Origin of the sequence: Sphingomonas profundi (assembly GCF_009739515.1) — a bacterium.
GTDB lineage: Bacteria > Pseudomonadota > Alphaproteobacteria > Sphingomonadales > Sphingomonadaceae > Alterirhizorhabdus > Alterirhizorhabdus profundi.
On record NZ_CP046535.1, the window covers coordinates 3,681,503 to 3,704,162 of the forward strand.

17 protein-coding genes are annotated in these 22,660 nt (G+C 68.6%); 9 read left to right on the plus strand and 8 right to left on the minus strand.

The window, feature by feature from the left end; all coding sequences use genetic code 11:
• Window positions 1–2 precede the first annotated feature (2 nt).
• The 4 genes from kce to GNT64_RS17550 all read left to right on the plus strand — a co-directional run bounded on the left by kce (window position 3) and on the right by GNT64_RS17550 (window position 4,881).
• Entirely contained in the window at window positions 3–932 is a 930-nt protein-coding gene (gene kce / locus GNT64_RS17535) for a 3,5-dioxohexanoate:acetyl-CoA acetone transferase (protein WP_156680687.1), read from the plus strand.
• A complete protein-coding gene (locus tag GNT64_RS17540) occupies window positions 932–2,320 on the plus strand; it encodes an AMP-binding protein (protein ID WP_156680688.1) in 1,389 nt (462 codons plus the stop codon). Before kce ends, GNT64_RS17540 begins: the two co-directional genes overlap by 1 nt.
• Complete coding sequence (locus tag GNT64_RS17545) at window positions 2,317–3,600, plus strand: enoyl-CoA hydratase-related protein (RefSeq protein ID WP_156680689.1); 1,284 nt, start codon at window positions 2,317–2,319, stop codon at window positions 3,598–3,600. Before GNT64_RS17540 ends, GNT64_RS17545 begins: the two co-directional genes overlap by 4 nt.
• A 198-nt stretch (window positions 3,601–3,798) precedes the next feature.
• Complete coding sequence (locus GNT64_RS17550; protein WP_156680690.1) at window positions 3,799–4,881, plus strand: DNA topoisomerase IB; 1,083 nt, start codon at window positions 3,799–3,801, stop codon at window positions 4,879–4,881.
• A 110-nt stretch (window positions 4,882–4,991) separates the two neighbouring features.
• Here the strand turns inward: GNT64_RS17550 and GNT64_RS17555 are convergent, their stop codons facing one another.
• The 5 genes from GNT64_RS17555 to GNT64_RS17575 form a co-directional block, all read right to left on the minus strand.
• Window positions 4,992–5,843, minus strand: a complete 852-nt coding sequence (locus GNT64_RS17555; protein WP_156680691.1) for a hypothetical protein — start codon at window positions 5,841–5,843, stop codon at window positions 4,992–4,994.
• 67 nt (window positions 5,844–5,910) lie between these two features.
• Window positions 5,911–6,414 (minus strand): acyloxyacyl hydrolase, encoded by a 504-nt coding sequence (locus GNT64_RS17560; protein ID WP_197277067.1) that lies wholly within the window; start codon window positions 6,412–6,414, stop codon window positions 5,911–5,913.
• Window positions 6,415–6,581: 167 nt separating this feature from the next.
• Window positions 6,582–7,871: a Xaa-Pro dipeptidase gene (locus GNT64_RS17565; protein WP_156680693.1), complete on the minus strand. Its 1,290-nt coding sequence runs from the start codon at window positions 7,869–7,871 to the stop codon at window positions 6,582–6,584.
• A gap of 168 nt (window positions 7,872–8,039) precedes the next feature.
• A complete protein-coding gene (locus tag GNT64_RS17570) occupies window positions 8,040–9,650 on the minus strand; it encodes a phytoene desaturase family protein (protein WP_156680694.1) in 1,611 nt (536 codons plus the stop codon).
• Window positions 9,647–10,834 carry an aromatic ring-hydroxylating oxygenase subunit alpha gene (locus tag GNT64_RS17575; RefSeq protein ID WP_156680695.1) on the minus strand — a complete coding sequence of 396 codons (1,188 nt, stop codon included), beginning with the start codon at window positions 10,832–10,834 and terminating at the stop codon, window positions 9,647–9,649. Before GNT64_RS17575 ends, GNT64_RS17570 begins: the two co-directional genes overlap by 4 nt.
• A 78-nt stretch (window positions 10,835–10,912) precedes the next feature.
• On the opposite strand from GNT64_RS17575, the gene GNT64_RS17580 reads away from it, so the two are divergent.
• On the plus strand, window positions 10,913–12,190 hold the full coding sequence (locus GNT64_RS17580) for a Xaa-Pro dipeptidase (protein WP_156680696.1): 1,278 nt from the start codon (window positions 10,913–10,915) through the stop codon (window positions 12,188–12,190).
• On the opposite strand, the gene GNT64_RS17585 is transcribed toward GNT64_RS17580, so the two are convergent.
• From GNT64_RS17585 to GNT64_RS17595, 3 genes are read right to left on the minus strand one after another with little or no spacing between them, the layout of a single operon-like run.
• A complete protein-coding gene (locus GNT64_RS17585; protein WP_156680697.1) occupies window positions 12,187–12,789 on the minus strand; it encodes a TetR family transcriptional regulator C-terminal domain-containing protein in 603 nt (200 codons plus the stop codon). The two genes, GNT64_RS17580 and GNT64_RS17585, sit on opposite strands and share 4 nt — an antisense overlap.
• A complete protein-coding gene (locus GNT64_RS17590; RefSeq protein ID WP_156680698.1) occupies window positions 12,789–14,207 on the minus strand; it encodes an APC family permease in 1,419 nt (472 codons plus the stop codon). Before GNT64_RS17590 ends, GNT64_RS17585 begins: the two co-directional genes overlap by 1 nt.
• A 3-nt stretch (window positions 14,208–14,210) precedes the next feature.
• Complete coding sequence (locus tag GNT64_RS17595) at window positions 14,211–15,827, minus strand: phytoene desaturase family protein (protein WP_156680699.1); 1,617 nt, start codon at window positions 15,825–15,827, stop codon at window positions 14,211–14,213.
• Window positions 15,828–15,902: 75 nt separating this feature from the next.
• Here GNT64_RS17595 and GNT64_RS17600 point away from each other — a divergent pair, with 75 nt between their 5' ends.
• The 4 genes from GNT64_RS17600 (at window position 15,903) to solA (ending at window position 22,636) form a co-directional block, all read left to right on the plus strand.
• Window positions 15,903–16,994, plus strand: coding sequence for an aromatic ring-hydroxylating oxygenase subunit alpha (locus GNT64_RS17600; protein WP_156680700.1), 1,092 nt, complete (start codon window positions 15,903–15,905; stop codon window positions 16,992–16,994).
• Window positions 16,995–17,027: 33 nt separating this feature from the next.
• The gene (locus GNT64_RS17605; protein WP_156680701.1) at window positions 17,028–18,929 is read left to right on the plus strand and encodes a tetratricopeptide repeat-containing sulfotransferase family protein; all 1,902 of its coding nucleotides are present in this window, start codon (window positions 17,028–17,030) and stop codon (window positions 18,927–18,929) included.
• A gap of 141 nt (window positions 18,930–19,070) precedes the next feature.
• Window positions 19,071–21,440 (plus strand): TonB-dependent receptor, encoded by a 2,370-nt coding sequence (locus tag GNT64_RS17610; RefSeq protein WP_231639078.1) that lies wholly within the window; start codon window positions 19,071–19,073, stop codon window positions 21,438–21,440.
• A 20-nt stretch (window positions 21,441–21,460) separates the two neighbouring features.
• Window positions 21,461–22,636, plus strand: a complete 1,176-nt coding sequence (gene solA / locus GNT64_RS17615; protein ID WP_156680703.1) for an N-methyl-L-tryptophan oxidase — start codon at window positions 21,461–21,463, stop codon at window positions 22,634–22,636.
• Window positions 22,637–22,660: the final 24 nt, after the last annotated feature.

Genomic DNA, 22,660 nt, shown 5'->3' on the forward strand with positions numbered 1-22,660 from the left:
CCATGGCATCGAACAAGGTCATCATCTCCTGCGCCGTCACCGGCTCGATCCATACGCCCTCGATGTCGCCGCACCTGCCCGTCACCGCGCAGGAAATCGCCGAGTCGGCGCTCGGCGCGGCGGCGGCCGGGGCCGCAATCGTCCACCTCCATGCGCGTAATCCGGAGGACGGCCGGCCGGACCAGAGCCCGGAGGCGTTCGCGCCGTTCCTCAAGGTGATCAAGCAATCGTCCGACGTCGTCGTCAACCTGACGACGGGCGGGTCGCCGTACATGTCGGTCGAGGAGCGCGTCCGCCCCGCCGAGCATTGGCAGCCGGAGGTCGCGAGCCTCAACATGGGATCGATGAACTTCGGCCTGTTCCCGATGCTCAGGCGGTACAAGGAATTCAAGCATGCGTGGGAGCCGGCGATGCTGGAAGGGTCGCACGACCTCGTCTTCCGCAACAGCTTCAAGGACATCCGCTACGCGCTCGACACGCTGAACGCGACCGGCGCGCGCTATGAGTTCGAGTGTTACGACACCAGCCATCTCCACAACCTCCATTATTTCTGGAGCGAGGGCCTGGTGAAGGCGCCTTTGTTCATCCAGACGTGCTTCGGCCTGCTCGGCGGCATCGGCGCGCATCCCGAGGAGGTGCTGCACATGAAGCGCACCGCCGATCGCCTGTTCGGCGATGATTATCGCTGGTCGGTGCTGGGCGCGGGCGCATCGCAGATGAAGGTCGCGGCGCAGGCGGCGGCGATGGGCGGCCATGTCCGCGTCGGGCTGGAGGACAATCTCTGGCTCGACAAGGGCGTGCTCGCGCCGACCAACGCGGCGCAGGTGACGCGCGTGCGGCAGATTCTCGAAGGACTGGGCCTCGCGATCGCGTCGCCCGACGAAGCCCGCGAGATCCTCGACCTGAAGGGCGGGGACCGGGTCGGCTTCTGATGCGCCCGCTCGCCGACACGCCCGCGCTCCATCCCGAGGACCGGCCGGCGCTGGTGCATGGCGACCGGCGCTGGACGTTCGGCGATCTCGATGCGCGCTCGGCGGCGTGGGCGCGCGCGCTGGTGGCACGCGGGGTGCGCGGCGACGATCTGGTCGCCTTCTCGCTGCCCAACGGCCCCGACTTCATCGCGCTCACCTTCGCGATCTATCGCGCCGGCGCGACGCCCGCGCCGATCTCCGGCAAGCTCCCCGCTGCCGAGCGCGACGCGATCCTCGCTGTCATGCAACCACGACTGTTCGTCGACGCCGTGAACCTGCCCGGGGAGCCGTCACCCGGATACGAACCGCGTCCCGTGGCCATGTCGTGGAAGGCCTGCACCAGCGGCGGCAGCACGGGGCGGCCCAAGGTGATCGTCGATGGCCGGCCCGCCGCGTTCGCCGAAGGCAGCGAGTTCATCGCCATCCCCGCGAACGAGGCCGTGCTCGTCCCCGGCCCGCTGTACCACAATGCGCCGTTCAGCGCGGCCGTGTTCGCGCTCTGGCGCGGCAACACGCTGGTGACGATGGACCGCTTCGATGCCGAGGGCGCGTTGCGGCTGATCGCACGCGAGCATGTCGTCTGGTCGATCATGGTGCCGACCATGCTGCACCGGATCCGCAAGCTTCCCGCCAGCGTCCGCGCGGCGATCGACCTGTCGCGCTGGCGCACCGTCGTCCACACCGCCGCGACGATGCCGGACTGGCTGAAGCGCGACTGGATCGACTGGCGCGGCGCGGACCATATCTGGGAAGTGTATGGGGCGACCGAGGGGCTGGTGCGCTGCTGGATCGGCGGCGCCGAATGGCTCGAACGTCCCGGCTCGGTGGGCCGCCCGGTCGGCGGCGCCCGTCTGCGCATCCTGGACGATCGAGGCGCGGACGTGCCGACCGGCACGATCGGCGAGGTGTTCGCGATGCCGGCGGGCGGCCCGCGATCGAGCTACCGCTATATCGGCGCCGAAAGCCGGGCTACGGCCGACGGCTGGGAGTCGGTCGGCGACTGCGGTCGGGTGGACGCGGACGGCTATCTGTACCTCGCCGATCGCCGGACCGATCTGATCATATCGGGCGGGGTCAACATCTGGCCGGCCGAGGTGGAGGCCGCCCTGCTCCGCCATCCCGAGATCCTGTCTTGCGCGGTCTTCGGCGAAGCCGACGACGATCTCGGCCAGCGCGTCCATGCTGTCGTGCAGGCGCGCGATCCGGTGACGCTCGACGAGGTAAGCGCCTTTCTACGCAGTCACCTGGCGCGAGAGAAGATCCCGCGGGCGATCACCTGCCGCACCGATGCGGTGCGCGACGATGCCGGCAAGTTCCGCAAGCCCGTCTCCCAGAAGGTCGCACCATGAACGATCAGCCAGTCCTCCAGCAGTTTCGGATCGAGCATCGCGACAACGGGCTCGTCCATCTCGTGTTCGATTGTCCGGGGCGGACGATGAACGTCTTTTCCGAGGCCGCGATCGCCGAATTCGGCGCGTTCGCGCACTGGCTCGCGGATGCGGACGTCAGGGGCGTCGTGGTCCGGTCCGGCAAAGCCAACGCCTTCTGCGCCGGCGCGGATCTCTCCGAACTCGGTGTCGCGTACGACATGATCATGAAGGCGCCGCCGCGGGCGCGGTTCGGCATCGCGTTCGACCACTTCTTTCGCCTCAGCAGCGCGATCCGCGCGCTTGAGACGGCCGGCAAGCCGGTTGCGGCGGCGATCGCCGGGCTGGCGCTGGGTGGCGGCTGCGAACTTGCGCTCGGTGCGCATCATCGCGTGCTGGTCGATGATCCGAAGATCGGCCTGGGCCTGCCCGAATCGCTGGTCGGCCTGCTGCCCGGGGCGGGCGGTACGCAGCGCCTGCCGAGGCTGATCGGGTGCGAGGCCGCGCTGCCGATCCTGCTGGATGGCCGGCGACTGGCCGGCACGGCGGCGCTTGAGGCGGGGCTGGTCGACGCGCTCGCCGCGCCGGGCGAGGAGATCGCACGGGCCGAGGCCTGGCTGTTGTCCGCCCCCGAACCATCCCAGCCATGGGATCGCGACGGCTGGGTGCCGGCCCAGTCGGCGACCGTCAGTGCCGCCATCGCTCCGTGGCGCGAGCGGATCCTTGCCGAGACGCTCGGCCACTATCCCGCGCCGCTCGCCATACTGGATTGCGTGGAGTTCGGCCTGCCGCAGGTCTTCGACGGCGCGATCCGCAGCGAGATGGCGATCTTCGCTCATCTCATCCAGCGCGAGGAGCCGCGCAACATGATCCAGACGCTGTTTCTCGGGAAGACCGATCACGATCGGCTGGTCCGGAAGGATGCGCTGCCGGGCTTCGTGGCCGAGGCGGTCAGCGCCGCGCAGGCGGCACTGGAGGGCGTCGACGGCAGTGCCCACAGCCTCGCCGGTTTCGCCGGGACGATGAAGGCGCCCCCCGTGCGCTCGCGGGCGACATCCGGCTACTGGATCGACGGCGATATGCCGGAAGCGGCGGCCGCGCGTCATTGTCTCGACGTGATCGGCGGCGCCGTCCTGCCCATCGCCACGACGCTGACGCCGGAGGAGCGGCGCCTGGTCGATTACGCGATCGTCCAGGCGACCGGCTATCCCGCCTATCTCGGCGGGCCGCTGGCCTATGCGGCGCGCGCCTCTGCTCCATGATCGTGCGCCACCTGTCGGCTTGCCGGTCTTCCCGGCCATCTTCTCGGCTGCCTTGGTCTCGCGCTTCGTCGCCGTGCGATCGGCCAAGACCGCGCCCATGATCCCCATCATGCGGAGACGTCGACGCGCTCGCCTGTCCTCGACGGAAACAGCGGGGAGACGGCACGTTCAGCGATCATGGCAGGAGCGGAGCGACCGATGGCTGACGAGGCAGGCGAGAACATCATCGACGCGCGCGACGCGGCGGAGAGTGCGGGGCTGGTCTACGTCACGGATCAGGAGGTCGGCATAACGCGGCGCAAGAGCGGCAAGGGTTGGAGCTACCGCGACGCGAGCGGCACGAAGATCAGCGACAAGGCGGTGATCGAGCGCATCAACAAGATCGGCATTCCGCCCGCTTATACGGACGTGTGGATCTGCGCCGACGATCGCGGCCACATCCAGGCGACAGGACGCGACGCCAAGGGCCGCAAGCAGTACCGCTACCACGAGCGCTTCCGCGAGGTGCGCGACAGCACCAAGTACGAGCACATGCTGACCTTCGCCGAGGTTCTGCCCGGCATCCGCGAGCGGATCGACGCCGACATGGGCCGACGCGGCCTGCCGCGCGAGAAGGTGCTGGCGACCGTCGTCCGCCTGCTCGAAACGACGATGATCCGTGTCGGCAACGCCGATTACGCCAGGCAGAACCAGAGCTACGGGCTGACCACCCTCAACGACCGGCACGTCAAGGTGGAGGGCGGCGAGCTGCGCTTCCGCTTCAAGGGCAAGAGCGGCAAGCAGTGGAACCTGAAGCTCGCCGACCGCCGTGTCGCCAGGATCGTCAAGCAGAGCCAGGACCTGCCCGGTCAGCACCTGTTCCAGTATCTCGACGAGGAGGGAGAGCAGCGCGAGGTCACATCGAGCGACGTCAACGCCTATCTGCGCGAGATCAGCGGCAGCGACATCACCGCCAAGGACTTCCGCACCTGGACCGGCACGGTGCTGGCCGCGCTCGCACTGGCCGAGTTCGAGAAGTTCGACAGCGAGGCGGCCGCCAAGAAGAACGTCCGCGCCGCGATCGAGAAAGTGTCGGCCAAGCTCGGCAACACGCCTGCGGTGTGCCGGCGATGCTACGTGCACCCGGAAGTGATCGACAGCTACATGTCGGAAGCGCTGGTGCTGGAGATCGAACAGCAGGTGGAGCGCGAGCTGCGCGACAACGTCGCGGGATTGCGGCCTGAGGAGGCGCTGGTGCTCGCCTTCCTGCAGCGGCGCTTGTCGGAGAAGCTGACCGCCTAGAGCCTGATCGACGCGGGTTTGGCCGGGAGGGGAGCGGCAGGTGCGGGTCGAGACTATTCGAACGATCTTCGGGAGAGTATAGCGCCGTCGGCAACGGGCGGCCGGTCATGTCAGCCGACGTCGCTCTTGGCTCCGCCGATCTCGTTCATCACGCCTTTCGAGAAGATGCTGCCACCGAAGCTCGTCAGGCTGCCCTGGGTGCGGCCCTTGTCGATCAGGAACTTCTGCGCACCATCCTTGTAGGCGCTCATGGCGATCTTGGGCGCGATCTTGGTTCCCTTGGCGTAATAGGCGCCGTTCTTGGTGGATCCCTTGCCGTGCTTCTCATCGCGGCGGCCGAGATGCGCCAGGATCTTCTTTTCATTCTCCGTGATGAGACGGGTGCGTTCCGTCTCGGCCAGCAGCCAGTCCCAGCTCTGCTTCGTGCCGCCGATCTCCAGCACCCAACGCTTGATCTTCAGCGGCGTCCAGATCAGGCTGTGCCGGTCCAGAACGCCGCCCTTGTCGGTGCCGGCCCGCAGCACGCGTGAGACCATGTTCGAGCAGTTGTTGCGGTAGAACCCGTACTTCTCGCCTTTCTCTCGAATATCGCGCCACTCCTTGACCGCTTTCGACTCGTCGAACGTATCGAGCAGCAGGATGTGGTCCGGCGCGTAGCCCTCGTAGGCGAGATCATCCACTATCGTCAGCTTGTGCGGCTTGCTCGAGTCATCGCTGGGGAGCCAGCTGACGAAGCGGGTGGACGTCGTCCAATCCTTGCCGATCAGCATGGACGCGTGCCCGGTATAGCTGTGGCTGACGGTAACGAGATTGTTGTTCCAGATCAGGATCACCGCGCTCATCGTGCCAGCCCTCCCGTTGCCGTCGATGTGTTGCGCCACATTGTTATCCGCGCCCAGACCGGACGTCGAGAGTGCCGATCGGCCGTTACTGCGGGCGAAAGGCGCTCGCACCGCGATCATCGCACGCCAAATTCAACTGGCTCACGTCAGGCGTGCGAAGCGGTGGGGAGGTCCAGAGCGCGGTCGCTCAGCGCAGCCTCGCCACGGCGCGGATACCCCAGCTGTCGAGGCCGCGATTCTGCCGGCTGAAGAGGGTCGCGTGGCTCAGGTGGATCCACGAGGCCTCCAGCGCCAGGCCGGGCAGAACCTTCCAGCCGACGGCTATCTCCGGCTCGAAGGTGATCGGCGAGCCGAGATCGACCCGCTTTCCCCTGCGGTAAGCGCGCCTGTCGTCGTTCACCGCGAGGCCGATCCCGGGCCGCGCATAGAGGATGGACCCGAACGTCCAGTTCAGGCCGATGGCGGCGTAGTTCGTGGCGCCGTTCAGGCTGATCGAGGCGAGGGCGTGCGGCGCCGGCGACCCGATCGCGTGCAGCGCGCCGATAGGCTCGCCGATCCACCCGCCCTTGATGTCAAAACCGCCCTGATAGTGCGTCTGCGCCAGGGTTATGTCGTGGCGGTACACGCCGGCCCAGAGGCTGTCGGCAAGGGCGGGCGCGGCCATCCCGATCACTGCCGGCAAGAAGATCATGCGGGCGAGTGTCCACCCGGCGCGATCATGCCGGTGCCGGTGCATCCTCCCGGTTCCGCCCCCCGCCCGTCCGGTCGCGGAGATGATCTCGCGGACAATGTCGCGTGTCGGCGGCGACGCCATGGACGAGCGGACCTTCGGCAAGGGTCTGGCGCGGGCGAGGCGGTTCAGCCGCCGTTCGGCGCGCCGGCCGCCTTCACCACCTCGCCACCCTTGATGACCGCGGCGACATGTTCCAGCACGCGAACGTCCGCCAGCGGATCGCCGTCGACCGCGATGATGTCGCCGTAGCGCCCGGGTGCGATCGCGCCCACGTCGGCCGTGCGGGCGAGCGCCTGCGCGGCGCTGCTGGTCGCCGCCTGGATCGCCTCCATCGGCGTCATTCCCCATTCCACCATCTTGGCGAACTGCAGGGCGTTGTTGCCGTTCGGGTAGACGCCCGCATCGGTGCCGAACAGCATCTTCACGCCGGCGGCGTGCGCGGCACGGAAGGTCTCGCGCTGCCTGCGGCCGACCGCGCGCTCCTTCTCCAGGCTCTCGGCGAAGACGCCGTTCCGCGCTCCCTCGGCCAGGATGTAGTCGTCGTCGTAGATGTCCATGTCGAACCATGCGCCGTGCGCCTTGGCCAGCTTGAAGCTCTCGGCATCCGCCAGGCTCGCATGCTCGATCGTGTCGACGCCGGCGCGCAGCGCGTCGTTGATGCCGGCGGCGCCGTGCGCGTGCACCGCCACCTTCATGCCGAGCATGTGCGCCTCCTCGACGATGGCGCTGATCTCGGCGAGGCTGAGCTGCTGCCCGCCGACGCTATCGGTCTTGGAGAGGACCCCGCCGGTCATGCAGACCTTGATGACTTCGGCGCCGTACTTGCGCAGCGTGCGCACGACGCCGCGGAACGCATCCGGCCCGTTGGCGATCTGCGGACTGTCCATGTGCACGGAGGGCGGGAATTCGGTGGCGTCGCAGTGGCCGCCGGTGGCGCCGATCGCGTAGGTCGCGGGTATGATGCGCGGGCCGGGTATGTAGCCGCCGGCGATGCCCTGCTTGATCGCCACGTCGTCATAATTGGCCGAGCCGACGTTGCGCACGGTGGTGAAGCCCGCCTCCACCGTCTTCTTCGCGTTGGCCACGCCCACCACCGTCCAGAAATTGTCGGTGAACTCCAGCCCACGGTAGCCGCTCAGGGTGGGGTCGATGGTCAGGTGGACATGCATGTCGATCAGGCCGGGCAGGATCGTGCGGTTGCCCAGATCGAGCCGCCGGGCGCCGGCCGGAACGGCATCGCCCTGCCGCCCGACGGTGGTGATGCGCCCGTCGACGATCGTCACCTGCGGGCGGTCGACCGCCTTGCCCGCGATCACGTCGATCATGCGGGCGGCCGTCACCACGACCGTGGCGGCCGGAGCCGCGCCAGCCGAGACGAGCGACGCGAGAGCGATGCAGAACCGCAAGGCGACCATCGGGCATTCTCCTTCGAAAAGACGGGCTTGGGCGCTTGATCGCGCTCTTGCGAACCGTGCCGGGTTTTGCCGGAGGCCGTCGGTTGAGTCACGCTGCCATATCGATGCTGTCCGCGGCACGCGAGGACGACGGGTATGACGAGGAGGCGGCGCGCGATCCTCGCGCGGTCACTGCCGGCGCAGCAGCCGCCCCACCACGCCGCGATCCGCCAGGATCGCACGCGCCGCATTATGTCCCGGCGCGCCGGTGACGCCGCCGCCGGGATGGGTGCCCGCGCCGCACATGTAGAGGCCCCGGATCGGCGCGCGATAGCTGCCATGCCCCAGCATCGGCCGCGCCGACCATAATTGGTCGAGCGTCATGTTGCCGTGCATGATGTCGCCGCCGATCAGCCCGAACTTGCGCTCCAGATCCAGCGGCGAATGGATCTGCCGGCCGATCAGCGAAGCGCGGAAGCCCGGTGCCGCCGCCTCGACGGTGTCGATGATCGTATCCGCGGCCGCCTCGCGCTCGTCGTCCCACGATCGCGCGTCGGGCAGTTCGGGTGCGAACTGCTGGCAGAACAGGCTGGCGACGTGCCGGCCCGCGGGCGCGAGGCTGTCGTCGATGGTCGATGGGATCAGCATCTCGACGATCGGCGCCTTCGACCAGCCATGCCGCTTGGCGTCCACGAAGGCGCGGTCCATATAGTCCAGCGTCGGCGCTATGATGATGCCCGATTGATGATGTTCCCCCGCCTCCGGCAAGGCGGTGAAGCGCGGCAGCTCGCTGAGCGCGACGTTCATCCGGAACGTCCCCGATCCCGCCTTGAAGGTGGCGATCCGCCGCGCGAAATCGGCCGGCAGATCGGCGCGATCGACCAGCCGGTCGTACAGCAGCCGCGGCCCGACGTTCGCGGCGACCAGCGGTGCCACGATCTCCTCGCCGCTTTCCAGCCGGACGCCCGCGACCCTGCCGCCGTCGACGAGCACGCGCGCGACCGGCGCCTCCAGCGTGATCTCCACCCCGGCATCGCGGCAGGCCGCCGCCATCGCCTGGGTGATCGCGCCCATGCCGCCCACGGCGTGGCCCCAGGCGCCCTTCTTGCCGTTGACCTCGCCGAAGACGTGGTGGAGCAGCACATAGGCCGATCCCGGCGTGTCCGGGCTCGCATAATTGCCCACCACCGCATCGAAGCCGAAGGCCGCCTTCACCGCCTCGCTCTCGAACCAGCCGTCGAGGAAGGTGCGCGCCGACTTGACGAACAGGTCCAGCACGTCGCGTTGGCGCTCGATCGACAGGCCGGCGAGCCGTCGTCCCTGCCGCACCGCATCGATCAGCGTCCGCGCGCCCTCGCCGACATTGGGCGGAGCCTTCATCGCCAGATCGCGCAGCACCTCGGCCACGCCTTCCAGCGCGTCGTAATAGGCCGGCAGCGTCTCGGCATCCTTCGTCGAGAAGCGCCGGAACTCGGCCTGCGTGCGCGCCAACCCGCCGCCCAGCTTCAGGTAGCCGCCGTCGGGCTGCGGCAGGAAATTGGAGATCGGCCGCTCGATCACGCGATAGCCGCGCGCGACCAGCCCCATGTCGGCGATCACCTTGGGCTGGAGCAGGCTGACGGTGTAGCTGGCGGTGGAATTGCGGAAGCCGGGATGGAACTCCTCCGTCACCGCCGCGCCGCCGACGACATGGCGCCGCTCCAGCACGCGCACCTTCAGTCCGGCACGGGCGAGATAGAAGGCGCAGACGAGGCCGTTATGCCCGCCGCCGAGGACGAGGGCATCGTAGCGCTCGGTCATGCCGGCTGCACCGCGCGCGGGCGCCGGCTCCAGCCCGGCAGCGGTGGCTGTGGGTGCCGCGCCTCCGGGATCAGGCGGCGGATGCGGCCGGCGAAGGCGCGCAGCGCGACCTCGCTCTCGCTCAGCGGCCCGGCGGTGAAGCTGGCCGAGGCCATGCCCTGCTGCACGCGTGCGACCAGCCCGGTGTCCTCCGCATTGACCTGCCGGTTGATCCGCCAGTTGAGATAGCGCGCCGCCTTCATCTCGCGACGCCCGTCTGGAAGGGCATAAGCGATCTCGCGGATCAGTGTCTCGGTGGGCGAGACGGGCAGCCACTGCATGAAGTCGACCTGATCCGGATAGATGTCGAAGGCGACGTTCGGCCACAGCTTGAAATAGGTCCACAGCCGCTGCCGCGCGGGTGGCAGATGGGGCACGTCGGGCAGGAAATGCTGGTACGCGCGCTCTGAGCGGTCGGCCGAGGGGCGCTGCTCGATCGGCCCCCACATCTTGTCGACGAGGCCCGTCGACTCGACGCCATAGCCGTCGCCCATCAGCCGCCGGAGGCCGGGATGCGCCACGGTAATGTGCAGGCCGTCGGAATAATTGTCGCCGATATTCTTCCAGTTCACCGCGCGCGGCCGCAGCGTGACCCGCCCGAAGGCGCGCAGGTCGGCGAAGCGGTAGGGCGCGACCTCCGCCTCGTAGGGCGCCATCATCGTCGCGACCGAAGGGCCGCCGTCATCCTCCAGCCGGACGAAGACGAAGCCGTGCCACAGCTCGATCGCGACGCCGACGAGCCCCTGCGCCGCCATGTCCAACGTCGGATAGCTGGCGCGCATCGGCACCCCCGCCAAGCGCCCGTCCAGGTCATAGGTCCAGGCGTGATAGGGGCAGACGATCCTGCGCGTGCAGCCGGAAGGCCCGTCAAGCAGGCGCGCGCCGCGATGCCGGCAGACGTTGGTGAATGCGCGCAAGGCGCCATCCTGCCCCCGGATCACCACCACGCTCTCGCCGAGATAGTCGAGCGTGTGGAAATCGCCGACGTTCGGCACATCGCTTTCGTGGCACACCACCTGCCACGACGGCCGCATCACCCGCGCCATCTCGACAGCGAAATATTCGGGATCGGCATAGGTCCACGCCGGCAGGCCCCAGCCGGCGTCGGGATCGGGCACGTCGTGCGCGTGGAGATCGGCGATCATGGATTTTCCGTCACTGCTATTGGACAGTTGTAAAACAAGCGCGCATCCAGCACAACAGCGCTTGGTTCGGGAGGTGACATGGCCCTATCGAAGATGCTGATCGGCGTGGCGGCGGCCCTGCTCGCGATGCCCGCGCAGGCCGCGACCAGCTATGTCCGCGCGGGCCGCCTGATCGATACCGAGAAGGGTGTCGTGCTGACGGACCGGCTGATCCGCATCGATGACGGTCGCGTCGCCGCGATCATGCCCTATGCGCCGCCACCCGCCGGTGCGACCGTGCTCGACTGGTCGGGCTATACCGTGCTGCCCGGCTTGATCGACATGCACACCCATCTCGCCGACTGGGGCCAGACCAACAACGTCGCCGAACCGCTGCTGCACAGCGCGCAGGAGATCGCCTATGTCGGTGCGCGCAACGCCCGGACGACCCTGCGCGCCGGCTTCACCAGCGTTCACGATGTCGGCTGCTTCCGCGCGTTCAGCGATGTCGAGCTGCGCAACGCGATCGCGCGCGGCGATGTCGAGGGGCCGCGGATGAGCGTGGTCGGCGCCTATATCACCACGCCGGGCGGCGGCGGCGAGGTGACGGGCTTCGCGCCCGACGTGACGGTGCCCGCCGACATGCGCGTCGGCGTGGCGAGCGGGCCGGACGAGGTGCGGCGCAAGGTGAACTACCTGTTCCAGCACGGCGTCGACTCGATCAAGCTGATCGCCACCGGCGCGGTGCTGGCCGAGGGCACCGAGCCCGGCCAGCAGGAACTGACCGAGGCCGAGATGCACGCCGCGGTCGAAGCGGCGGCGGCGCGGGGCGGGTGGGTGACGGCGCACGCCCACGGCGCCGAGGGGATCAAGGCGGCGATCCGCGCCGGCGTCCGCTCGATCGAGCACGCCTCGCTGATCGACGACGAAGGCATCGCGCTGGCCAAGGCGAAGGGCGTGTTCCTCGACATGGACGTCTACAATGGCGACTATATCGAGGAGATCGGCACGAAGGAGGGCTGGCCCGCCGGCTATCTGCGCAAGAACCGCGAGACCACCGATGCGCAGCGCGCGGGTTTCGCCAAGGCGGTGAAGGCGGGGGTGAAGCTCAGCTTCGGCACCGATGCCGGCGTCTATCCGCACGGCAAGAACGCGCGCCAGTTCAGATATATGGTCCGCTTCGGCATGACCCCGATGCAGGCGATCCAGGCGGCCACGGTGACTTCGGCGGCACTGCTCGGGTGGAGCCGCGATGTCGGCGCGCTCTCGCCCGGCCATTATGCCGACATGGTCGCGGTGGCGCGCGATCCGCTGGCCGACGTAAGCGCGCTGGAGTCAGTCGACCATGTGATGAAGGGCGGAGCGGTGGTCCGCTAGGCCGCGATCCGCCGCAAAGCCGCATTGCACAGCGCCAGCGCCTGTTCCGGCGGCAGCCGATCGGGCGCGAGGCAGAAGTCCAGCCAGATGCCGTCCATCACCGCCGACAGGATCGGCACCGCCTGCCTGTCCGGCATCGGCCTGTCACCCGGCAACCGGCGCAGGGCCGATGTCAGCAGCGCCCGCAGGCGATCGTTGTAGCTTTCGCTCACGCCGGCGAAATCGGCGTTGCCGCGCACCAGGGTCCAGAAGGCGATCCATGCGCCGAGGATGTCCTTGCTCGCCCAGTCGTCGAAGAACAGAACCGCGAAGAAGCGATCGAACGCCGCCCACGGATCCAGCGCGGGCTCGGCCAGCGCCGCCTCGAACCTGGCGATGAAATGGTCGCACAGCTGCTGGTAGGTCTCCAGCAGCAGATTTTCGGGATTGACGAAATAATGCCGCAGCAGGCCGTGCGACACCCCCGCGCGCCGGCAGATCTCGCGCCCGGTCGCCCCGCGCGGGCCGAGTTCGGCGAGGCAGCGCATCGTCACTTCCAGCAGATCCCGCCGGCGCAGTTCGGGCGCCTGTCGCGCGGGCCGGGCCAGGATCCGCGTCATCAGGCGAACGCCGCCTCGCGCGCGGCGCGGCGGCGCGATGCGGCGTAGATCGCCCAGCCGATGCCGAGCAGCATCGCGGTGAGGCCGAGGATCTTGGCGACGGCGAGCGGCTTGTTCGGCTCGTCCGCCGCCGGCATGCTCGCCAGGAGGATACCGGCCAGCGTCGTCACCAGCCCGAGGCAGGCCAGCGCCGTCGACGAGACCCGCCCGCCGGGCAGCCGCCAGATCTCCGGCCCGGCCGGCTCCCGCTGCAACCTGATCACGGCGAGGAACACCAGCGCGAAGGGGATGAAGGCGGCGATGATACCCATGCTGACCAGCACGTCATACGCCCCCTTCACCCCGGTGCCCAGCTGTCCCAGAACGACGAACAGCGCCCCCAGCCCGCCCTGCAGCATCAGCGCGACATAAGGCGTGCCCCAGCGCGGGTGGACCCGCCCGAACACCGGCGGCAGCGATCGCTCGATCCCGATCACGAAGGGTATCCGCGCCGCCGCGCCGAGGAAACCGCTCGCCGCGCCGAGATTGCCGATCGTGATCAGGATCGCCAGCGGCACGATCACCCATGCCATGTTCAGCTTCAGCGCGGTGGCCGCACCCGCCTGAATCAGGCCCTGCAACGTGTTCACCTCGCTCGCCGGCATCGCCACCAGCACCGCGACCGTGCCGACGACGTAGCAGAAGACGATGATCGCCCCGCCCACGATCAGCGCGCGCGGGATCGTGCGGCGCGCGTCCTTGATCTCGCCGCTCATGAACGATGCCGCCTCGCACCCCGAGAGGGCGAAGGTGAGCGAGGCCCAGAACAGCATGTCCTTGATCTGCACGCTCGGCGTCATCGTCGTCGCGGAGAAATCGGTCGCCGATCCGAAGCGCGTCCACGCCAGCGCGCCCATCGCGATCACGATCAGCGCCGGCAGCCACATCCCCACCGCGCCGACATTGTTCATCCACTTGGCGAAGCGCAGGCCGAAGATGTTGAGCGCCGTGATCGCGGCCAGCGCCACCAGCGAGAACAGCATGAAATAGGCCGGGTCGTCGTGCAGGTGCCGCCAGCTCTCCCCGCCGATGAAGAGCGCATTGCCCGCATCGAAATAGAAGACCGCCGGAAAATAGGGCAGGTTCGAGGTGAAATAGCTCCACCCCGCCATGAAGCCGGCGAGCGGGCCGAACGCCTGCCTCGTCCAGATGTAGAGCCCGCCCTCCTGCGGATAGCGCGACGACAGCTCGATCACCGCGCAGGCCAGCGGTACGAAGAAGCACAGCATCGCGCCGATCCAGATGACGATCGCGCTCGGCCCGGCCGCGGCGGCGGTGGCGATCCAGCGCAGGCTGATCCCGGTGACGACGTAGAAGAGGACGAGATCGGTGAAGCCGAGCACGCGCGGCGGATGTGCTCCCGATCCCGCGCCCGCCATCCGCTACCGCCTCCGCCCGAGATCTTTGAGCACCGCCTGCGCCGCATTATGCCCCGGCGCGCCGGTCACGCCGCCGCCAGGATGCGCGCCGGCCCCGCATAGATACAGCCCCGCGATCGGCGAGCGATATTGCGAGTAGCCCGGCACCGGCCGCATCGAGAACAGCTGCCCCAGGTTCAGATCGCCGTGAAAGATGTTGCCTTCGGTGAGGTCGTAGGTCCGCTCCAGATCCAGCGGGCTGAGCAGCCGCCGCGCCACGATCAGGCCGGGCAGGTCGGGCATGTGCCGTGCGATCTGCGCGACGATGCGATCGATCAGCTCCTCGCGCCGGCCGTCCCAATCGCCCTCGGCCAGATCGAACGGCAGATATTGGATGAAGCAGGTCATCACCTGCTGGCCGGGCGGGCACAGGCCGGGATCGACCAGACTGGGAAGGACGCAGTCGATCCACAGTTCGTCGGCGATCGCGCCGCGCCGCGCCGCCTCGGCGATCCGCTGCGCGCCTTCCAGGCTGGGGGTGATCGAGAGCAGGCTGCGCTCGGCCGGCGTGGCATCGGCCGGGCGGCCGGGCACGGTCGGTTCGCCGGACAGGACGAGGTTGAGCTTGGCGCACGGGCCGGCCATCCTGATCGCGGCGATGTCGCGGCGGAAATCGTCGGCAAGATGCTCGGGCGCGACCAGGCCGAGGAAGGTGCGCTTGGGGTCGGCGTTCGACAGCACCGCCCGCGCGCTCACCGTGCGCCCGTCGGCCAGCGTGACGCCGGTGGCGCGCGCGTGATCGATCCGGATCGATGCGACGGGCGCGTCCGTCACCAGTTCCGCGCCATGCGCCCGCGCCGCAGAGGCGATCGCGGCGGTGATCGCGCCCATTCCGCCCATGACATGGCCGTTGAAGCCCTGCACCGCATCGTCCCCGCCGGCGAGCAGGTGGAACAGCAGGCCGCCCGCCGATCCGGGATCATAGGGGCCGCCATGCTTGCCGTAGACGTTGTTGGCCAGGATCATCCGCTTGACCGCCGCCGACTCGAAATGGCGGTCGAGGAAATCACCGAGGCTGCCGGTGAGGAAGGCGATCAGCCGCGCCATCTCCGGCCCCTGCATCCGGCGGAAGCGTCTGGCGACGCGCCAGCCTTCCTTCAGCCGCGCAACCCCGGTGGCGGCAAGATCGGGCGGCGGTTCGAGAAAGAAGGGCTGGAGGTAGGCGGCAAGCGCCTTCAGCTCGCGCTCGACGCGGACGAACGCCACCGCATCGCGCGGCGAGTAGCGGGCGATCTCGGCGGCGGTGCGATCGGTATCGGCCCACCAGCGGATGATGCTGCCGTCTTCCAGCGGCACGGTCAGTATCGGATCGCACGGCACCATCGCGAGGCCGTGCCGCCCCAGATCGAGATCGCGGATCACGGTGGGCATCAGCATGCTGGCGATGTACGAGCAGGACGAGACGCGGGCGCCCGGCGCGGCGACGGCATCGACCTCCTCGGTCACGCAGGCGCCGCCCAGCACGCCGCGCCGCTCCAGCACGATCACCGATCTGCCGGCCCTGGCGAGATAGGCGGCGGCGGTCAGCCCGTTGTGGCCGCCGCCGACGATGACGGCATCGTAGCCTTCGCGCAAAGCCAATGCCCCTTCGCCCTTCCCGCTTCACGATAGGCAGGTTCGGCGCTATGAGGCAACTGTCTAACAAGGGGCTGCGCGATGGAACCTTCGCTACCCAGCGACGCCTATGTCACCGCCGCGGGCTTCGCCGCCGATGCGGCACGCATCCTGACGCGCGACTGGTTCTGCGCGGGCCGCGTCGAGGATGTCGCGGCGCCCGGCGATCATGTCGTGCTGGAGATCGCAGGCGAGAGCATCCTCGTCACCCGCACCCGCACCGGAGACCTGCGCGCATTCTACAACGTCTGCCGGCATCGTGGATCCAGCCTGTGCGACGGCGCCAACGATGCGCGATGGGGCGTGAGCCTGAACGGCGGTGTGGTCGGCGGGGTGATCCGCTGCCCCTATCACGGCTGGTCCTACGGACTGGACGGCGCGCTGCTGGCAACGCCGCAGATGCGCGTGGACAAGGCGGCGTTCGGCCTCCACCCGGTCGGCGTCGAGACCTGGGGCGGGTTCCTGTTCCTCAATCTCACCCCGGCGACCGCGGCCGATCTCGCCGACGCGCTGGGCGAGGCGCCGCGCCGGCTCGGCAATTATCCGCTTGCGGATCTGCGCACGGGACGGACGATCCGATATGATGTCGCGGCGAACTGGAAGCTGATCCTCGAGAACTACAACGAATGCTATCATTGCGCAGGCGTGCATCCGGAGCTGTGCGATCTGGTTCCCGGATTTCGCGAGGCGGGCGGCAGCCAGCTCGATTGGGAGGCGGGCATTTCCCACCGCCCCGGCGCGACCACCTACACGGCAAGCGGCACCACCGCGCGCGCCACCTTCCCCGGTCTGACCGCCGAGGAACAGGTCCGTCACAAGGGTGAGCTGCTCTATCCCAACCTGATGCTGAGCGTGTCGAGCGATCATGCCGCCGCCTTTCTGCTGTGGCCGCTGGCGGCGGACCGCACCCGCATCGAATGCCGCTTCCTGTTCCACCGCGACGAGATCGCCCGCGACGGTTTCGATCCGGCCGACGCCGTCGACTTCTGGGACATGGTCAATCGCCAGGACTGGGCCGTGTGCGAACGCGTCCAGCGCGGCATGGGCGCGCGCGTCCACGATCACGGCTGGTACTCGCCGATGGAGGATGCCAGCCTCGACATCCGCCGCTACGTCGCGCGCCACGCCGAGTAGCGTGGCGACCGCCGACCTGCCTATAGTCGCGCGGTGACGACCGGAAACGCACGACCGCGCGAGGCGACGGGGACGCTGGAAGCGGCGATCGCTCACACCCGCCTGCTGCTGGCACGCGATCCGGCGCTGGCGCTGGCGCAGACCGAAGAGATATTGCGGGTGGTGCGCGAGGATTCCGCCGCGCTGCTGCTGCGCGGGCAGGCGCTGGCGGCGCTGGGCCGTGCGCGCGAGGCGGTGACGGCGCTGCGCCGGGCGGCCGAGCGCGATCGGGGATCGGCCGGGGTGTGGCGCGCGCTGGCCGACCAGCTCGTCCTCACCGGCGACGGCGCCGCGGCGGACGCGGCCTATGCGCGCGCGATCCGCGCGTCGGTTCACGTGCCGGTGCTGATCGAGGCGGCCGAGGCGCTGGTCGACAATCGCCTCGCGGTGGCCGAACGGCTGCTCAAGCCGCACCTTAAAGCGCATCCCACCGACGTCGCCGCGATCCGCATGCTGGCCGAGCTGGCGGGCCGGATCGGCCGCAACGCCGATGCCGAGGCGCTGCTGAGGCGCGCGATCGAGCTGGCGCCGAGCTTCGCGCCCGCCCGCTTCAATCTCGCCACCCTGCTCTACCGCACCAACCAGCTGCCCGCCGCGCTGGAACAGCTCCGCCGCCTCGCTGCCGAGGAGCCGGGCAACGCCGCCTATCGCAACCTCGCCGCCGCGGCGCTCGCACAACTGGGCGACACCGCGGAGGCGATCGATCATTTCGAGGCGGTGCTGGGCGCACATCCCGATTACACCAGGATCCGCCTGAGCTATGGCCACGCGCTGAAGACGGTAGGCCGGCAGGGCGACAGCGTGGCCGCCTACCGCCGCTGCATCGCCGACGCGCCGGGCTTCGGCGAGGCATGGTGGAGCCTCGCCAACCTCAAGACCGTGCGCCTCGGCGACGACGACGTGGCGGCGATGACGGCGGCACTGGCGCTCCCCACGCTCTCGCCCGAGGATCGCCTTCACCTCCACTTCGCGCTTGGCAAGGCGGAGGAGGATGCCGGTCGCGTCGAGGCGGCGTTCGGCCACTACGCCACCGCCAACCGGCTGCGCCTGGAGCTCGTCCCATATGATCCCGCCGAGACTTGCGAACGCGTCGATCGCACGATCGCCCTGTTCACCGGCCCGTTCCTCGCCGCCCGCGTAAGCCAGGGCTGCCCGGCACCCGATCCGATCTTCGTGCTCGGCATGCCCCGCGCCGGATCGACCCTGATCGAACAGATCCTCGCCAGTCACCCTCGGGTGGAAGGCACGCAGGAACTGCCCGATATCCAGATGATGGCGCAGCGCCTCGGGCTGGACGCGCCGTATCCCGCGTGCCTCGCCACCTTGAACGCCGCCGCCCTTCGCGCGCTCGGCGAGGAGTATCTCGATCGCGCGCGGGCGCACCGCAAGACCGACCGACCCTTCTTCGTCGACAAGATGCCAAACAACTGGCTGCACATCGGGCTGATCCAGCTGATTCTGCCGAACGCCCGGATCGTCGATGCCCGACGTCATCCGATCGCCTGCGGCTTCTCCAATTTCAAACAGCATTTCGCGCGTGGTCAGGCCTTCGCCTATGATCTCGGGCATATGGGGCGTTACTATGCCGACTATGTCAGGCTGATGGCGCATTTCGACGCCGTTCTGCCCGGCCGCATCCACCGCGTCTTTCACGAAGCGCTGGTCGCGGATACCGAAAGCGAGGTGCGCCGCCTGCTCGCCGCTCTCGGCCTGCCGTTCGATCCCGCCTGCCTGCGCTTCCACGAAACCGAGCGGCCGGTGCGCACCGCGAGTTCGGAGCAGGTGCGTCGCCCGATCAGCCGCTCCGGCATCGATGCGTGGCGCGCGTTCGCGCCGTGGCTGGAGCCGTTGCGCACCGCGCTGGGGCCGGTCGTTGCCGAATATCCTCACCCCTGACCGCATCATTGCTGTTGCGCGACAGCCGACTTGACAGCTGTCAAGCAACGCGGGAGCCTGATGCGGCCGCGACAGACGCCGACAAGGCGCGTCGCGCGAAATGGGGGTCACATCATGTCCTGTTCCGCCTCTCGTCCCGCCTTGACCCCGCGCCGCAGCCTGCTGCTGGCGCTGGCCTGTTCCACCAGCCTGATCGCCGCCCCCGCGCTGGCGCAGGAGGCCGGGCAAGGCGTTGCGGATGTCGATCGGCCGGCCGACATCATCGTCACCGCCACCAAGCGTTCCGAGAGCCTGCAGAAGGTGCCGATCAGCATCCAGGTGCTGGGCGAGCAGCTGCTGGATCAGCGCCAGGTCCAGAGTTCCGACGATTATGCCAAGCTGCTGCCCAGCGTCAGCTTCCAGTCGTTCGGCCCCAGCCAGAGCCAGCTCTATTTCCGCGGCGTGACCAGCGGCGGCGACGGTCTTCACGGCGGGTCGCTGCCCACCGCCGGCGTCTATCTGGACGAGACGCCCGTCACCACGATCGCCAACAATGTCGATATCCACATCTACGATATCGCCCGTGTCGAGGCGCTGTCGGGGCCGCAGGGCACCCTGTTCGGCGCGTCGTCGCTGGCCGGCACGCTGCGGATCATCACCAACAAGCCCGATCCGAGCAAGTTTTCCGCCGGCTACGATCTGCAGGGCAACAAGTTCGGCAAGGGCGATTATGGCGGGGTGGGCGAGGCGTTCGTCAACATCCCGCTGTCCGAAGCTGCGGCGATCCGGCTCGTCGGCTTCTACCAGCACGATGGCGGCTACATCGACAACACGCCCGGCACGCGCACCTACACGCTGGGCGATCTGGACGACACCACCAATCTTACCGTCAACAACAATGCGTTGGTGAAGAAGGACTTCAACGACGTCGACACCTATGGCGGCCGCGCCGCGCTGAAGGTGGATCTGGACGAGGATTGGACGGTGACGCCGTCGGTGGTCTACCAGCATCAGAAGACCAGGGGCGCCTTCCTGTTCGATCCCAAGGTCGGTGATCTGCAGGTCCACGATTTCACGCCCAGTGAAAATCTCGATCGCTGGTTTCAGTCGGCACTCACGATCGAGGGCAAGCTGGGTGACTGGAACGTGCTCTATTCGGGCGGCTACTTCGAGCGCAAGGTGGATAACCGCACGGATTATTCCTACTACACCGTCGCCTACGATACGCCCGGTTATTACTATACCAATTTTCCCACCGGCACGGGCGGCTTCCTCGATCCCACGCAGACCCAGATCCTCAGGGACAAATATACCAAGCAGACTCACGAACTGCGCGTCACCTCGCCGGCCGACAATCGGCTGCGGCTGGTCGCGGGCCTGTTCTTCCAGCGGCAGACCGATGCGATCGCCGCCGACTATATCGTGCCGGGGATCAGCGGCATCCCGACCCCGCCGGTCACGGTGCCGATTCCGGGTTTCGGCGATTCCGTGTTCCGCACCCGCCTGCACCGCAGCGACAATGATTATGCCGCCTTCGCCGAAGCCGCGTTCGATATCGTGCCCGACGTCACGCTCAACGCCGGCATTCGCGGCTTCATCGCACATAATGAGCTGGCGGGCTTCTCGGGTTTCGCCTTCAACGTCGATCCCGCGGTCTGCCTGCCGACCGCCGCGACCAACCGCCCGTGCGACAATGTCGACAAGGCCAATGACGAATCCGGCGAGACCCACAAGGTGAACCTCACATGGCGGGTCACACCGGATCAGATGGTCTACGCCACCTATTCCACCGGCTTCCGCCCGGGCGGCAACAATCGCCGGCCTGGCATCCTGCCGTACAAGTCCGATACGCTGAACAATTACGAGATCGGCTTCAAGACCAGCCTCTTCGATCGCCGCCTGCGCTTCAACGGCGCGATCTTCCACGAGACCTGGAAGAACCTGCAATACGGCCTGAGCCCCGTCGGATCGCTGGGCGTCACCAACATCTACAATGCGGGCAACGCGCGGATCAACGGGGCCGAGGGTGACTTCGCGCTCAGTCTCGGCGGGTTCGTCCTGTCCGGATCGGGCACCTATATCGATGCCAAGCTGACCACCGACTTCTGCCAGTTCGATGCGGCCGGCAACAGCATCTGCACCCCCGGCGTGGCGCCCGCGGCCTCGCGCGGCACGCGGCTGCCGATCCAGCCCAGGTTCAAGGGCAATCTCACCGCGCGCTACAATCTGCAACTCGGCACGCTCGCCAGCTTCGCGCAGGGCACGGTCAACTATCAGGGCGGCACGCGATCGTACCTGACCGAAAAGGAGGCGACGGCGCTTGGCCGGACGAGCCGGTTCGCCACCGCCGATTTCTCGATCGGTGTCTCGCGCGACAACTGGACGTTCGAGCTGTTCGTCCAGAACGCCTTCGACAAGCGCGGCATCCTGTCCAAGAACACCGCGTGCGCGCCCGGTTTCTGCGCTCCGTTCGCGCGGCTCTATCCGATCAAGCCGCAGATCTTCGGGGTGAAGGCGGGCCAGCGCTTCTGAGCGGGGCGACCACCTGTGACGTGATCGTCGTGGGGCTCGGCGCGGTGGGCAGCGCCGCGCTGTATCAACTCGCGCGGCGCGGGGTGCAGGCGATCGGTATCGACCGCTTCTCGCCCCCGCACGCGCAAGGCTCCAGCCACGGCGAGACCCGCATCACCCGTTGCGGCGTGGGCGAGGGCGCGGCCTACGGCCCGCTGGTCGCGCGCAGCCACGCCATCTGGGACGAGATCGCGGCCGAGACCGGCGAGCAGCTTCTGCTGCGCTGCGGCTTCATGCTGATCGACGGCGTGTCGGGCGAAGCGCGCCCGCAGCAGGATCCGGGCTTTCTCGACGGCACCCTCGCCTCGGCGCGCGCGAACCATGTGCCGCACGCGTTGCTGGATGCCGGGGAGGCGGCGAGGCGCTTCCCGCAATTCCTGCTGCGCGGGCACGAGCGCGTCTATTTCGAGCCCGGCGGCGGCCTCGTATATCCCGAGCGCTGTATCGCCGCGCAGCTGCGGCTCGCCGAAGCGCACGGCGCCACCGTGCGGCGCGACGAGACGGTCGTCGCCGTCACGCCGGCGGGCGATGGCGTGGCCGTGCGCACCGATCGCGCCACCTATTCCGCCGCGCGCGCGATCCTCGCGGCGGGAAGCTGGCTGCCGGGACTGGTCGGCGCGCCGCTCGCCCCGATACGGTTGCTGCGGCAGGTGCTCCACTGGTTCGCGGTCGACGATCCCGCCGCTTATGCTCCGTCGCGCAGCCCGACCTTCATCTGGGTGCACGACGATCCGCCGCACGACAGCTTCTACGGCTTTCCGATCCTGCCGGGGCTGACGCCGGGCCTAAAGGTCGCGACGGAGCAATATACCGCCGTGACACCGCTGCCCGAACGCCTCGACCGGGCCGTTGCGCCGTCCGAAGTCGCGGCGATGTTCGCGCGCCACGTCTCCGGCCGTATGCGCGGCGCGCACCGAACGGCGCGACAATCGACCGCCTGCGTTTATACGACGGCGCCCGACAATGATTTCGTGATCGATCGCCTCGACCCCGGCGGCGCTGTCTCGCTCGTCTCGGCCTGCTCGGGTCACGGCTTCAAGCATTCCGCGGCGGTCGGCGAACTGGCCGCGGAAAATGCGCTTGGTCTGGCGATGCCGGACGATCGCTTCCGGCTCTCCCGCCTTGCCGGAGCGGCTGCCGTGCCCGACCCGGTCTGAGCAACGTCCCGCGCGATGAGCTTG

Excerpts from the sequence above, each read along its gene's own strand:
- GNT64_RS17550 (WP_156680690.1), top strand. The coding sequence starts at position 3,799 with ATGGCTGACGAGGCAGGCGAGAACATCATCGACGCGCGCGACGCGGCG.
- kce (WP_156680687.1), top strand. The coding sequence starts at position 3 with ATGGCATCGAACAAGGTCATCATCTCCTGCGCCGTCACCGGCTCGATC.
- GNT64_RS17555 (WP_156680691.1), bottom strand. The coding sequence starts at position 5,843 with ATGATCGCGGTGCGAGCGCCTTTCGCCCGCAGTAACGGCCGATCGGCA.
- GNT64_RS17580 (WP_156680696.1), top strand. The coding sequence starts at position 10,913 with ATGGCCCTATCGAAGATGCTGATCGGCGTGGCGGCGGCCCTGCTCGCG.
- GNT64_RS17540 (WP_156680688.1), top strand. The coding sequence starts at position 932 with ATGCGCCCGCTCGCCGACACGCCCGCGCTCCATCCCGAGGACCGGCCG.
- GNT64_RS17570 (WP_156680694.1), bottom strand. The coding sequence starts at position 9,650 with ATGACCGAGCGCTACGATGCCCTCGTCCTCGGCGGCGGGCATAACGGC.
- GNT64_RS17560 (WP_197277067.1), bottom strand. The coding sequence starts at position 6,414 with ATGATCTTCTTGCCGGCAGTGATCGGGATGGCCGCGCCCGCCCTTGCC.
- GNT64_RS17590 (WP_156680698.1), bottom strand. The coding sequence starts at position 14,207 with ATGGCGGGCGCGGGATCGGGAGCACATCCGCCGCGCGTGCTCGGCTTC.
- GNT64_RS17600 (WP_156680700.1), top strand. The coding sequence starts at position 15,903 with ATGGAACCTTCGCTACCCAGCGACGCCTATGTCACCGCCGCGGGCTTC.
- GNT64_RS17585 (WP_156680697.1), bottom strand. The coding sequence starts at position 12,789 with ATGACGCGGATCCTGGCCCGGCCCGCGCGACAGGCGCCCGAACTGCGC.
- GNT64_RS17545 (WP_156680689.1), top strand. The coding sequence starts at position 2,317 with ATGAACGATCAGCCAGTCCTCCAGCAGTTTCGGATCGAGCATCGCGAC.
- GNT64_RS17565 (WP_156680693.1), bottom strand. The coding sequence starts at position 7,871 with ATGGTCGCCTTGCGGTTCTGCATCGCTCTCGCGTCGCTCGTCTCGGCT.
- GNT64_RS17575 (WP_156680695.1), bottom strand. The coding sequence starts at position 10,834 with ATGATCGCCGATCTCCACGCGCACGACGTGCCCGATCCCGACGCCGGC.